At 57.1% G+C, this 13540-nt stretch carries 12 protein-coding genes; 8 read left to right on the plus strand and 4 right to left on the minus strand.

Annotated features, from left to right (window positions below):
* Positions 1-23: 23 nt before the first annotated feature.
* From M2Q46_RS06600 to M2Q46_RS06620, 5 genes are all read left to right on the plus strand, one after another.
* Positions 24-701: an aspartate/glutamate racemase family protein gene (locus M2Q46_RS06600; RefSeq protein ID WP_060186922.1), complete on the plus strand. Its 678-nt coding sequence runs from the start codon at positions 24-26 to the stop codon at positions 699-701.
* A gap of 28 nt (positions 702-729) precedes the next feature.
* Entirely contained in the window at positions 730-2055 is a 1326-nt protein-coding gene (locus M2Q46_RS06605) for an MFS transporter (protein ID WP_302356933.1), read from the plus strand.
* A 352-nt stretch (positions 2056-2407) separates the two neighbouring features.
* The gene (locus tag M2Q46_RS06610) at positions 2408-2674 is read left to right on the plus strand and encodes a type B 50S ribosomal protein L31 (RefSeq protein WP_009456467.1); all 267 of its coding nucleotides are present in this window, start codon (positions 2408-2410) and stop codon (positions 2672-2674) included.
* A gap of 135 nt (positions 2675-2809) precedes the next feature.
* A complete protein-coding gene (locus M2Q46_RS06615) occupies positions 2810-4570 on the plus strand; it encodes a glycosyltransferase family 39 protein (protein ID WP_257112115.1) in 1761 nt (586 codons plus the stop codon).
* 9 nt (positions 4571-4579) lie between these two features.
* Positions 4580-5998 (plus strand): MATE family efflux transporter, encoded by a 1419-nt coding sequence (locus M2Q46_RS06620; protein WP_302356934.1) that lies wholly within the window; start codon positions 4580-4582, stop codon positions 5996-5998.
* A gap of 239 nt (positions 5999-6237) precedes the next feature.
* Here the strand turns inward: M2Q46_RS06620 and M2Q46_RS06625 are convergent, their stop codons facing one another.
* From M2Q46_RS06625 to M2Q46_RS06640, 4 genes are all read right to left on the minus strand, one after another.
* Positions 6238-7515 carry a glycine betaine/L-proline ABC transporter ATP-binding protein gene (locus M2Q46_RS06625; protein ID WP_009456471.1) on the minus strand — a complete coding sequence of 426 codons (1278 nt, stop codon included), beginning with the start codon at positions 7513-7515 and terminating at the stop codon, positions 6238-6240.
* Positions 7512-8369, minus strand: a complete 858-nt coding sequence (locus tag M2Q46_RS06630; RefSeq protein ID WP_009456478.1) for a proline/glycine betaine ABC transporter permease — start codon at positions 8367-8369, stop codon at positions 7512-7514. The genes M2Q46_RS06625 and M2Q46_RS06630 overlap by 4 nt, the downstream gene beginning before the upstream one ends.
* Positions 8370-8533: 164 nt before the next feature.
* Entirely contained in the window at positions 8534-9577 is a 1044-nt protein-coding gene (locus tag M2Q46_RS06635) for an ABC transporter substrate-binding protein (RefSeq protein ID WP_009456480.1), read from the minus strand.
* 539 nt (positions 9578-10116) lie between these two features.
* Positions 10117-11373 (minus strand): class I SAM-dependent methyltransferase, encoded by a 1257-nt coding sequence (locus M2Q46_RS06640; RefSeq protein ID WP_026483065.1) that lies wholly within the window; start codon positions 11371-11373, stop codon positions 10117-10119.
* Between the two features lie 332 nt (positions 11374-11705).
* On the opposite strand from M2Q46_RS06640, the gene M2Q46_RS06645 reads away from it, so the two are divergent.
* The 3 genes from M2Q46_RS06645 to rpmG all read left to right on the plus strand — a co-directional run bounded on the left by M2Q46_RS06645 (position 11706) and on the right by rpmG (position 13434).
* Positions 11706-12854 carry a Bcr/CflA family multidrug efflux MFS transporter gene (locus M2Q46_RS06645; protein ID WP_035272768.1) on the plus strand — a complete coding sequence of 383 codons (1149 nt, stop codon included), beginning with the start codon at positions 11706-11708 and terminating at the stop codon, positions 12852-12854.
* A gap of 140 nt (positions 12855-12994) precedes the next feature.
* Positions 12995-13231 carry a 50S ribosomal protein L28 gene (rpmB, locus tag M2Q46_RS06650; RefSeq protein WP_003802782.1) on the plus strand — a complete coding sequence of 79 codons (237 nt, stop codon included), beginning with the start codon at positions 12995-12997 and terminating at the stop codon, positions 13229-13231.
* A 35-nt stretch (positions 13232-13266) separates the two neighbouring features.
* Positions 13267-13434, plus strand: a complete 168-nt coding sequence (gene rpmG / locus M2Q46_RS06655) for a 50S ribosomal protein L33 (RefSeq protein WP_003802781.1) — start codon at positions 13267-13269, stop codon at positions 13432-13434.
* Positions 13435-13540 lie beyond the last annotated feature (106 nt).

Below are 13540 nucleotides of genomic sequence, written 5' to 3' on the forward strand. Positions count from 1 at the left end.
GCCTTGCTGCGGCCCTTGTATTTATGTCTCATACCGTACTGCTCATCAACCCCAATACTTCCCGTCCCACCACGGACATGATGGTGGCGCTTGCCCAGGCTTGTTTCCAGAGCCTGCAGCGCCGCGACATCCAGGTCCGGGGGCTGACCGCCCCTGAGGGACCAGGCATGTTGACCGAAATGGAAGAACTGGAGCAGGCCGCCGCCATATCCAGGCACCCGCAGGTGCTAGCCCAGGCGCAAGACGTTGATGGCGTCATCGTCGGCGCTTTTGGAGATCCCGGCCTGCAATCCCTGACTGAACGCCTCACGGTTCCGGTCATCGGCATCGGTCAGGCCTCCATGGTGCTGGCTGCCCGAGCAGGCACGCCTTTTGGCATTGCCACCACCACCCCCGGTCTGGAGCAATCCATTCTGGATCAGGTACAGCGCTATGGCTGGAGCGAACAATTCTCCGGCCTGCGCCTGACCCCTACCGCCCCGCTGGACCTGGCCCAGGCCCCTGATCGTCAGGATCAGGAACTGGCCGATAGCGTCGCGGCATGTATCGAACAGGACGGTGCCCGCGCCGTCATCATCGGCGGCGGCCCACTGGCCCAAAGCGCCCAGGCCCTGCAAAGCAGGCTGGCTGTGCCGGTGATCAATCCCATCATTGCTGCCTGCGAGCTTATGGCCGAGCGCCTGCCCCCAGATCAGCCATAACACGCTGTACCACACAAGGAGACACCCCATGACAAGCAGCACCCTTGCGCACGGAAGTCAGGCTTTATCCGCCAGCAAGCAAGAACTGGATCAGATTTACAAGAAAGTGATGTGGCGCATTTTGCCCTTCATCTTCTTGCTTTGGATGCTGGCCTGGATAGACAGGCTCAATATTGGTTTTGCCAAGCTGCAAATGCAGCCCGAACTGGGGTTTTCCGAAACGGTTTACGGCATAGGCGCTGGTATCTTCTTTCTGGGCTACTTCTTTTTTGAAGTGCCCAGCAACTGGTTGCTGCTGCGTATTGGTGCGCGCAAGACCCTGGCCCGTATCGCCTTTGGCTGGGGGCTGATCTGTGTGCTGATGATGTTTACCAAAACAGCCGCTTACTTTTATGTGATGCGCTTTTTGCTCGGGGCTTTTGAAGCGGGCTTCCAGCCCGGCGTGCTGCTGTTTCTGACCTTCTGGTTCCCGGCCCATCGACGCGCCAAAGCCTTTGCGGTCTTTATTTCTGCCTCGGCAGTGGCTTCGGTTGTGGGCGCGCCCCTGGCCGGTTTCATCATGACGCGCCTGGATGGTGTCAATGACTGGTCGGGCTGGCAATGGCTGTTTCTGCTGGAAGGCCTGCCCACAATTTTCGCGGGTATTCTGGCGGTGATGTTCATCGTGGACAGTCCGGAAAAAGCCAGTTGGTTAAGCCAGCGTGAAAAAGACCTGATCAAGCAGGAGCTGGTGCTGGACGCCAAGGCTGCAGGCCCACGCGAGCACAGTTTCAAGAAAGCCCTGGGCAATACCGATCTGTGGACCCTGACCCTGATGTTCTTTGGCATCGTGGCGGCCAACTCCACACTAGCCTTTTTTGCCCCCACCCTGGTGCGCTCGCTAGGGCCAACCGACCCGCTGCAAGTTGGTTTGCTGGTTGGCCTGGTCTATGTCTTTGGGGCGATTTTCCAGCTGGCGCTGGGTTTTAGTGCCGACCGTCGACGCGAAGCCCGTCTGCATACAGGAATTCCCGTCATCATTGGCGCAGTCGGTCTGGCAGGCGTGGGACTCTTCCTGGGCAACAACACGACCATGGCCTTCATCAGCCTGATTATTGCCGTGTCCGGCACCATGGGTTGCATTCCAGTGTACTGGCAACTGCCTAACGCCGTTCTGGCAGGCTCGGCAGCAGCTATTGGCGTGGCCTTCATCAACTCGGTCGCCAACCTGGCCGGCTTTGGCGCGCCCTTCATGTTGGGTGCCCTGAAAGACGCCAGCGGTAATTTCCAAAGCGGTTTGTGGATTATTGCGGCACTTGAGCTGGCGGTCGGCATCTGGATTCTGTCTTTCCGCAAGCGCAAACAGATCGACTGACGACCTTATCGACCATCAAGCAAGACGCCCCGAACCCTGACAATCTCCGGGTTTCGGGACCTGAGGCCTATCATTAGGCGGCTTCTTGTTGCACTTGTGCCGCGCTTTGATGGAGTTTTCTTTGAAAAGCGGCGGCTCAATGCTAAAATTTCAGGCTTCATCGGATACGTGGCAAAAAGTCTTTAGGCATTATTCAATCGGGCAGGATGTCAAAACCCAAACCCGGTTAAAAAAACAGCCCTCTAGCTTTTTAGTGCCGGTACTTACAAGATTGGAAATCTGCCCTGCGCAGCTTTATTTTTGTAAATACGTGCCTTGCTGGCGGTCCTTATTTGTTAAAACAGGAATCATCATGAAAGAAGGCATTCACCCAGAATACCGTGACGTGGTGTTTCTGGACCTGCAAACGGGCAACTCCTTTATCACCCGTTCCACTGTCCAGACTCGCGAAACCACCGAAAAAGACGGTCAGACTTACCCGCTGTTCAAGTGTGACGTGACGTCCGAGTCGCACCCCTTCTACACGGGCGCTCAAACCCGTATCGTGGAAACTGGCCGCGTTGAAAAATTCCGCGCCCGTTTTGCCCGTACGGCTGGTACCGTCAAGAAAGGCGAATAAGCTCTCTTTCTCGGCATACCGCGTTCAGCGCAAAAAAGGCAGCTTCGGCTGCCTTTTTTTTACCGCACATTTCCCGGCCAAGGCGCCCCCTTTGCATTAAGATAGGGCGAATCAACAGACTGTTTTACCCTAGACGTGTCATCCAGCCTCATACCCACCTCCACCCCTGCTCGCCTGACTGCTACCGCTGCCGTCAAACTTCCCCGATTGGTCCTGCTGGTCGTTGGGACTATTTACATTCTTGCGGGTCTGTTTTTCCGTGATCCCTGGAAGGCAGACGATGTCATCGGGCTGGCAACCATGCTTACCGCTTTGTCAGATCCCAGCGGTCAGGCCCTGTTGTTGCCGCAGGTGGGCGATCTGGCACATGCCCAGGACGGGCCGCTGACCACCTGGCTGGGTGCCCTGTTCATTACGCTGTTTGCACCGCTGCTCAAGCTCTTTACCTCCGAGCTGAACGCCAATATTGTGGCGTCCCGACTGCCTAACCTGCTGTGGTTCGGCATGTTGGCGGCTTCGGTCTGGCACAGCGCCTACTGGCTGGCTCGACGCCCTGAGGCCCAACCGCTGCGCCTGCCCTTTGGGGGCGAGCCCTCGCCCACGGCCTATGGACGCATGATTGCCGACGCCACCTTGCTGCTGACGGTAGCCACGGTCGGCATCCTCTGGCGTATGCACGAAACCTCGGAAGTGCCAGCCATCATTGCCTTCCAGGCTCTGGCTTTGTACAGCCTGGTGCGCATGTTTGACCGTCCCGCTTCCGGTGCGATCATGCTGGGCCTGTCTTTGGGCGCCTGCTTTCTGACCCGTGGCTGGCTGGGCGCTGGCCCCATCATGCTGGCCACCGTTCTGTGCTTCATTCCACGTGGTCCCTTGCGTCAGCACAGCCAATGGCTGGCCCTGAGTGCCGTCCTGACCCTGGCCATCATCATGGTCTGGTGGATTCCCGCCAAACGCGTCAGCGTGTACTGGACTGAACAGTGGCGTCTATGGCATCTGGCCGCCTGGGGCTGGGCGGGTTTCAAGGAACAACTGAATAATCTGCGTGACTTGTTGTGGTTCCTCTGGCCGACCTGGCCTTTGGCACTGCTGGCACTGTGGCAGTGGCGCAGCTGGTTCAAGGCCCCGCATATTTATGTGCCTGCCATCAGCCTGCTGGTCCCGCTGCTGAGCCTGCTGTTTATCCGCGATGCCTTCGAGCCCGAATACGCCCTGCTGGTCGTACCTTGCGCCGTCCTGGCCGCGTTCTCGCTGCCCACCTTGCGGCGTGGCGTGGTCAATACGCTGGATTGGTTTGCCATCATGTGCTTCTCGCTGACGGCAACCACGGTCTGGCTGGGCTGGATTGCGCAACAAACCGGCTGGCCACGTCAGATTTCGCACAATATCGCCCGCCAGACTCAAGGTTATGACACCTTTATCTCCTGGCCGGTCATGATTATTGCTGCGCTGGGTACGCTGGCCTGGATCGCCTTGGTACGCTGGCGCCTGTCTACCAACCCGCCAGGGCTGCTGCGCGGCACGGTCTTGTCTGCAGGTGGCCTGATTACGACCTGGCTCCTGCTGGTTACCCTGTGGATGCCCTCGCTGGACTACGTACGTAGTTACCGGGACGTCTCCGGTGAACTGTCCGCCGCCCTGCGCGAACACAGGCAGCCCGGCGAATGCCTGCGCTCCTGGGGCCTGGGTTCGGGACAACGAGCCTCCTTCCTGGTGTTTAACAACATCAAGATCAATTTCGACAACCGCTGCTCTTTGGTGCTGGAACAGTTCTCCCTGCGCGACCTGCAAGATGGCAAGGCCCCCATTCCTGACAATGCGGTCCAGCTCTGGCAAGGTAAACGCGGGCCAGATCGTCACGAGGCTTTCCGTCTGCTGCGAGTACAAGCTCAGTAAGTTTCAATCATGTCCTCCGTGTTTCATCACAACTGGAAAGGCCAGGCAGGCCAAATCCTGCGTCAGGCCTGGCCTGTGCTGGTCAGCTCCTGGGCGGGTATCGCCTTTGGGGTGCTGGATACCGTTATGGTCGGCCACAGCAGTCCGGTCGACTTGCAGGCCATGGGCCTGGGCGTATCCATTTACATCACCGTCTTTATTGGCTTGATGGGTGTCATCCACGCCCTGATTCCTATCATTGCGCAGCAATTTGGCGCGCGCCGCCTGACTGAAGTAGGCCGCTGGTGGGGGCAAGGCGTGTGGCTGGCCCTGTTGCTGACCTTGATCGGCACCCTGGCGCTGGCCTTTCCCAATATCTGGCTAAGCTGGTCGGGCGATTTGAGCCCTGAGGTTCATGACCGGGTGACCTGGTATTTGCGCAGCCTGATTCTGGCCCTGCCCGCCTCCCTGGTTTTCCGAACGATTTACTGCCTGGGCACGGCAACCTCTCGCCCCAAAGCCGTCATGCTGATCAATCTGTTCAGCGTGGCCTTCAAGGCCCTGTTCAACTGGATGTTGATTTTCGGGAAGTTTGGTTTGCCAGCCATGGGAGCCGTCGGTTCAGGCCTGGCGACTACCGTGGTTTCCTGGCTAATGCTGGCTGCTGGCCTGTGGCTGCTGCGCGCCGACCGCTTCTACAAGCCCTTTAGCTTGCGACTGGGCCTGCCTAGCTGGACGGCGCAGAAAGAACTGCTGCGCCTGGGCCTGCCCATGGGCGGCTCTTACCTGATCGAGATCTGTGCCTTCAGCTTCATGGCGTTGCTGGTAGCCCGCGAAGGGGTCTTTGCTTCGGGTGCTCACCAGATCATGGCCAATCTGGCCGCTGTCTGCTTTATGGTGCCCATGGCCGTGGGTGTTGCTGCGGCCTCGGTCAGCGCTCAAGCCATTGGAGCCGGGCAATATCATCGTGCCCGCCATGTGGGAATGTTAAGTCTGGGGATTGTGTTGGCCGGGGTCACCTTGACGATCAGCCTGCTGGTTCTGCTGCGCCCTACCTTGGCCCATGCCTATACCGACGATGCCGACGTGGCCCTGCGCGCCCTGCTCTTGCTGCAACTGCTGCCCTTCTTCCACTTTTGCGACGCGTTCCAGTGTCTGATTTCCTATCTGCTGCGCGCCTATAAAGTGGCTTTTGTCCCCATGCTGCTGCAATTTTTTGCCTTGAGCGTGCTGGGCCTGGGCGGTGGCTGGTGGCTGGGCTTCGGGCCTGCCGCCGGATCGCTGGAAGGAGTCATTCAGTGGCTGGCACCGGGAGCGCCTGTAGGGGCAGCCAGCTTGTGGACCATGTCCAGCCTGGGTCTGGGAGCCTCGGCCTTGCTGCTGCTGTTCTGGTACAGCCATATTCTGCGTATCTACAATCCGGCAAGACGCAAGGTGCGGGCGTCCTAACAAGCAAAGCATGAGCTGCCGGCATTCAGGTCCATGGCAGACTCAGACATCCAGCGGCGCTTTGCGCTTTGCTCTTTGCTCTTTGCTCTTTGCTCTTTGCTCTTTGCTCTTTGCTCTTTGCTCAGCAGTAGAAGCCTAAGGCCAAAATAAGCCAAGCCGTGAAAGCACAAACAAAAAAAACGGGGCCAGTTATTCAACGGGTCCCGTTTTCTTTACCGCTTTAGCAAGACAAGGCTAACTCAGGCAGCAGGTTTACTGCCTTCAATGGCTTCCACGATCTTGGCAGTATCGCTCGGAGTCGACTCGGCAGCCGCATCCGGCGACGCTTCAACCGCATCAATAAGCGGGCTGACCAGGTCCACAACCTTGCTGCGCGAGAGCAGGCCCAGGAACTCGTCGTTCTCGCCCGTGACGGCCAAAGGTTCGCTGCTACGCAACAATTGCCCCAGGATTTCATCCAGACCCATGGTGGCGGGAACGGAACTCATCTCGTCCACAAAACCGGAAATATCCCGTGCACCTTGTTGCACCGCCTCTTGAGCACTGGAACGCATCAAGACACCGGCCAAACGCTTGCCATCGAGCACAGGCGCATAACGCACGCCCCGTTCGCTCAAGCGCTCCAGCGCATGAACAGCGCGGGTACGCATGGTGAAGGTCAGCGTCTTGCTGGAATCGCGCACCGCATGAGCAGCGTTCAGCACTTTACTGCGGTTCACATCCTGCAAGAAGGCCTGCACATAATCGCTGGCGGGCGAGAGCAGAATATCCTCGGGCGAGCCTTCCTGGATCAGTTCACCATCTTTAAGAATGGCAATCCGGTTGCCCAGACGCAGCGCTTCGTCCAGATCATGCGTAATAAACACAATGGTCTTGTTCAGACGGGCCTGCAGTTCCAGCAACTGGTCCTGCATTTCACGTCGAATCAGCGGATCCAGCGCAGAGAAGGCTTCGTCCATCAGAAGAATGTCGGCATCGGTGGCCAAGGCACGCGCCAGACCCACACGTTGCTGCATACCGCCAGACAACTGATGCGGATACTGATTCTCGAAGCCTTGCAGCCCTACCTGCTCCAGCCAGTAAGTGGCTTTCTCTTCACGGGCGGCACGTCCTATGCCCTGCACTTGCAGACCATAAGCCGCGTTCTCCAGCACCGTGCGATGCGGGAACAGGCCAAAACGCTGGAAGACCATGCTGATCTTTTGCTGGCGGAACTGCATCAGCGCCTTGCCATCCAGGCTCATCACATCCACATCATCGACCAGAATCTGCCCGGCTGTCGGTTCGATCAGGCGGTTGAAATGGCGGATCAGGGTGGACTTGCCCGAACCGGACAAACCCATGATGACGTAAATGCTGCCATGTTCAATGGACAGGCTGATGTCACGTAGCCCCAAGGTGTGACCGCTTTTGGCCAGTAGCTCATCCTTGCGAACGCCGTTACGAGCTTCTTCCAGCCAGCGCTCGGGTTGGGAGCCAAAGATCTTGTAGATATTGCGAACTTCAATCTTGCTCATGAGGCCTCCCGTGTCTGAAAGCGGCGGCCAAATTCTTGTGTGATACGGTCAAACAGAATAGCCAGCAGCACAATACCCAAACCGGCCATCAGGCCACGGCCTACTTGCAGGCGGTTGATACCTTGCAGCACTTCGTAGCCCAAACCTCGCACACCAATCATGGAGGCGATCACTACCATGGCCAGCGCCATCATGGTTGTCTGGTTAATACCCGCCATGATGTTGGGCATGGCCAATGGCAATTGCACCCCGTAGAGCTGCTGCCAGCGGTTGGACCCGAAGGAGCGCGAGGCTTCCAGCACTTCGCTGTCGACCAGGCGTATACCCAGATCGGTCAGACGAATTACCGGCGCAATGGCGTAAATAATGGTGGCAATCAGGGCGGCGATCTTGCCCAGGTTGAACAGCATCACTACCGGAATCAGATACACAAAGCTGGGCATGGTTTGCATCACGTCCAGCACCGGCATCATGATGCGGCGCAGCCAGTTGAAGCTGGCCATCAACAGACCTAGCGGTATGCCTATCAGGACAGACAGGAAAACGGCCACGATCATCAGCGCCAGGGTCTGCATGGCAGCATCCCACAGGCCGATCAAACCAATGACGAACAGCATGGCACCCATGGCCACGGAAAACAGGACGCGACGGCTGGCAGCCCAGCCCAGCACGACCACCACCAGCACAACGGCCCACCAGGGACTGCTGCGCAAGATGGACTCCATAAAGACCAGCATGTCCAGCAAAGGCTGGGTCATGGCGCGCAAGGTACTGGAATAATTGGCAACCAGATCACCCACGAACTGATCGATGGGCAAACGTAAGGCGCGCGGATCAATCAACTCAGGAAACATAAAAAACACTCCGTAAAACTCGTGCATGCGGCGCGGGCATATCGCCCGGCCATGAGCCTGCCGGCCACAATGGGACCAGGCAGAAAAGCGAGGTACGGCTCAGTACCCGCACCCACATGGGGTGCAGTCACCGAGGCCGGCCTCGCCCTACAACGACACGAATACTAAAGAGCGGCTTTTACGCGCTGAGCCACTTCCATGGGCACCCACTTGGACCAGGTGTCCTCGTGCTCTTTCAGGAACCAGTGCGCCACATCCTCAGGCTCGCCTTCGGTTTTTTCCATGTGGGCCATGGTGTCGTTCATCAGCTCCAGGGGCATGCTGACATTGGCCAGGAAGGCCGTCAGTTCGGGAGCCTGCTTGGAGAACTCCGTATTCACAGCAGTGAACACCGGATTTTCGGGGTAATCGCTAGGCTCTGGATTGGCACAATCCGGGTCCGTCAGACACCCGTGCTTTTTCTCGTCATAAGCGGGCAGTTCCAGCTTGACCAGATCCATGGAGCCCACCAACGGTGTCGGATACCAGTAGTAGAACACCACGTTTTCCTTGCGCTGATAAGCAGAGGTCAAGGCCGCTTTCTGCGTGGCACCGGTACCGGGCGAGAACAAGGTGAAGGTATCACCCAGCTTCAGGGCATTGAACAGATTGCCGCTGACCACTTCACAACCCCAACCTGCCGGGCAGCCATAGAAGCGGCCTTTACCGGGTTCTTCAGGGTCCTTGAATTCATCCTTGAACTTGGGCAAGTCCGCAGCGGACTTCAGTTCAGGCAGGCGCTCGGCGGTGTAGCGTGGAATGAACCAGGCTTCGCCACCCATATAAATATCGCCAATACGTTTTACATTTCCCTTGGCTTCAGCCTGTTTCCAGGGATCAGCCACACTGTTGAGCCAGATTTCAGTGTTGACATCCAGGTCGCCTCGCTCCAATGCGGCCAAGGCCGGAAGCGTCTCGACCGAGATGACCTCAGTCTTGCAGCCATAACCCTTGTCAGCGATAAAACGCTCGACCTCAGTCAGGACCAGATTGGATTCCCAATTCATGCCGCCAAAGCGAACCGTGCGGTCCAGTTCGCAGGCAACCGGGGTAGCGGCTTGTGCGGCGGACGACAAACCCAGCAAAACGCTGGTCAGCACAGAGGCTTGAATCAGGGGAAAGCGGTGCAAGCGCGACTTGGCACCGGCGTGAGGGAAGTATGAAGACATGATGCTCCTCCTTGAGTTACTGTGGACGCGTCCTGCATGATCAGTCGGCGCCAAGGCTAAAGGGGTGTGCGGAAGACGATGCTCTTATCGCCAATACATACCTACGTATAGAGCGAGTGCCAGGCACTCACGAAAAACCCGGAACAATATTCAGGGCTGAGCCCTTTTTGTACTGTTCGCTGCCTTGACCGAAACAAAACGGCTGGGCCAGGGTTACACCGCGCGGGGCGATGATTTGGTGCGAATAGAACACGCAGTTTCAGGCGGTTCTAGATCGAATTGATGAATCTGGTAAGGAGGCCATTCTACGGGCCTTTGCAATCAAAAACAAATTCTTACCGCGCAAAACCATCAAAACCTTGGAATATGTCAATGGCAAAAACGCAACAAAACCCTTGTTTGGCGTGGTTTTAGCGATTTTCTAAACTTTTTTTTGTTACTTATTAATTCAGAATTGATGGAGTGGCGTAAAAGCAGCCCCAAAAAAGACAAATGACAAGGCCTAAAGCCTTGTCATCTGCCCCTCCAGACCGCGCCCTCTAACGCTGGTACATATAGTCCCGACGCCATGGATACACCAGGTCTGGCGCGTAATCCAGCTCCTGTGCCCGCCCAGCACTTTGCGCCTGAGCCAGAACCTGATGCAGGGCAATCCAGCCATGCTCAAAACCCATGGCGCAACCAGCCAGATAAACCCGGTAAGCACGCAAGGATTTTTGACCCTGTTCAGAATCCAGCGTGGCCTTGGCCTTGTCCAACTGACTTTCCAAGGCATCGCTCCAGGCCCACAACGTGCGCGCATAGTGCGGACGCAGATTCTCAATGTCCAGGCCTTCCAGACCACCTTCGGCCAGATGACGCAGCACATGGCTGATATGGGTCAGCTCTCCGCCGGGGAAAATGTATTTCTCGATAAAGTCGCCCATCCCGGCACCCAGCTGGCTATTGTCCACGCCACCGGCCGTAATGCCGTGATTCAGAATCAAACCACCGGGTTTGACCAAACGGCGCAACTTGTCGAAATAGGCGCTGAGCTGGGCGCGGCCCACGTGCTCGAACATCCCGACCGAGGCCAGCTTGTCATAAGGCTTGAGCTCATCCAGCTCGCGATAATCCAGCAACATCATGCGGGCCCGGCCCGACAGACCTTTCTGCTCGATCAGCCCGTTCACATAGGCATGCTGGTTACGGGACAAGGTGATGCCCGTCACGTCCACATCGTAGTTCTCAGCCGCCCACATCAGCAGCCCGCCCCACCCGGCCCCCACATCCAGAAAGCGCTCGCCCGACTGCAGACGCAGCTTGCGGCAGATGTGGTCCAGCTTGGCTTCCTGAGCCTGCGCCAGCGTCATGTCCGGTTCGCGGTAATAGGCGCAGGAGTAGACCCGACGCGGGTCCAGCCACAAGGCGTAGAAATCGTCCGATAAGTCGTAATGAAACTGGATCTGTTTGGCATCCCTTTCCTGGGAGTGACGCCAAACTGAGGTCAGGTGCTTGACGATGGAAGTCAGCCAGCCTGCCTGGGCAGCGTCAACCGGGGAGCCCGGCAAAATATCCGCTGCCAGCTGCATCAGATCCCGCATGGAGCCCTCAAAGTCCATACGCCCTTCCACGTAGGCTTCTCCCAACTGCCCGGATTGCCCTGCGGCCAGCTGCGCCAAGGTGGCATTATCTTTAATGATCAGATGAACCGCAGCATCAGCCGTGCCAACTTGCTCGCCGTTGGGCAAGGTCAGCCGAACCGGGATGCTGAGTTGATCTAATTTGGCCTGGACCATTGATGAAATTGAACTCAACTTCGCCTCCTTGTATGTAAACAAACAAAGATGACAATGTGTCGCCTCTTTCGACACACCGCCCGTAAGCTGTCAATCCTGTAGCCTAATACAATCAGCCCCTGAATCCGTTGCGTCAAAGTCACGAATCATGTGCTTCACACCTAAAGCACTTAGACCGGAATTGACCTTGCCCCATGCTAAACTGCCTGCCTTTGGCCCATTGCATCGGTTTGCATTGATGCTCGGCACAGGGTAGTGGGTTCAGGCTCTCGGCCAGGATCTGCCCCACCTTAATACTTGGCCCGATGACACGCAACCACTCCCCTGCATTTCCCCCTTGGCTCATCTTGATGGGGCTGCTCACTGCCCTGGGGCCACTGGCCATTGATATGTACCTGCCCGCCTTCCCGGCAATGGCCCAGAGTCTGAACACCTCGGCGGGCATGGTAGAGCGCACGCTGGCGGGTTTCTTGCTGGGTGTGGGCGTGGCTCAATTAGTGTACGGCCCCATGGCCGACCGCTTCGGGCGCAAGCTGCCCTTGCTGCTGGGCGTGCTGATTTTCACCACCGCTTCCTTTTTCTGTGCACGCGCCAGCGATATTGATGAATTGACCGTGTGGCGCATTGTGCAGGCCTTTGGTGGTGCCGCTGGCATGGCTATTCCCCGTGCCGTGATCCGGGATCGTTTCGAGACCCGTGAAGCCGCCCGCGCCCTGTCCATGCTGATGCTGATTATGGGCGTCATGCCTATTCTGGCCCCGCTGATCGGTGGTCAGATCCTGCTGTTTAGCGACTGGCGCGGTATTTTCTACTTCATGGCTGGCTGTGGCGTGCTCTTGTGGCTGCTGACTTTTTTCACCATGAAAGAGTCCCTGACCCCCGAACGAGTCCTGCCACTGCAACCCAAACTGATTGCCCATAATTACAGTGCCTTGTTACGCGACCGGCCTTTCATGTTTTATTCGCTGGCCGCCGGTTTCAGTTCTGCAGGCATGTTTGCCTATATCGCCGGATCGCCACGCGTCTTTATTGATTTATTTGCAGTCGAGCCGCGCCATTTCGGTTTTTATTTTGGCGCGAATGCCGCCTGTCTGATTGTTTTCTCTCAAGTCAGCGCCCGTTTGCTCAATACGTACAGCCCGCCCACTTTGCTGCGCGTGGCACAGGGACTGCAAGTGATCTTTACCCTGCTGGGTGCCGTTCTGACCCTGCTGGGCGTACTGGACCTGACCTGGCTGATGGTGACGCTGATGGGCTTTATGGCGTGCCAAGGCTTTGTGAACCCCAATTCCGCGGCCCTGGCCCTGTCTGAACAAGGCCATCGCCTGGGAACGGCCTCGGCCCTGATGGGCGCTTTGCAAATGCTTTGTGGTGCGCTGGCCGGTTTTGCGGTCAGCAGCTGGTCCTCTTCCAATGCTTTGCCATTGACCGCCGTATTGGCCAGTTGTGCCGTCTTATCGTGGCTGTTTGGCCGCAACGCAGCAAGGAAAGCACGGTAAAACTTGATCTAAGTGATTTTTCCATATTAGAATAATCTTCTTTGTACCCCAGCACTGGGGTTAACACGATCCTAATTTTACAATCGCCCGCGGCTTTTTTCGTTTAGCGGAGGCTGATTTAGATCTCAAGGGGTATGACCATGGCACGCGTATGCCAAGTGACCGGAAAAGGCCCAATGTCGGGCAACAATGTTTCGCACGCCAACAATAAAACCAAGCGTCGCTTCCTGCCAAACCTGCAGTCCCGTCGTTTCTGGGTTGAAAGTGAAAACCGCTGGGTTCGCCTGCGCGTTTCCGCTAACGCTATCCGCACCATCGACAAGAACGGTATCGACTCCGTTCTGGCCGAAATGCGCTCCCGCGGCGAAAAATACTAAGCTGCGCTTCTTAAACATTTAACCAGGAGCTCATCATGGCTAAAGGTATACGCGAAAAAATCAAACTCGAATCGTCCGCCGGCACCGGTCACTTCTACACCACCACCAAAAACAAGCGCAACATGCCTGAAAAGATGGTGATCAAGAAATTTGACCCCGTCGTTCGCAAGCACGTCGAGTACAAAGAAACCAAGTTGCGTTAATTCGCGCACCGCTCCTGCAGCGGATTGGTTTTCAAAAAAAGCCCCTGCCCTGCAGGGGTTTTTTTTGCCCTTCACAGGCTGCTGTGACAGGCCTGCCTCCTGTCTG

The sequence above is a fragment of the Alcaligenes sp. YSL9 genome (assembly GCF_030515105.1).
Lineage (GTDB): Bacteria > Pseudomonadota > Gammaproteobacteria > Burkholderiales > Burkholderiaceae_B > Alcaligenes > Alcaligenes phenolicus.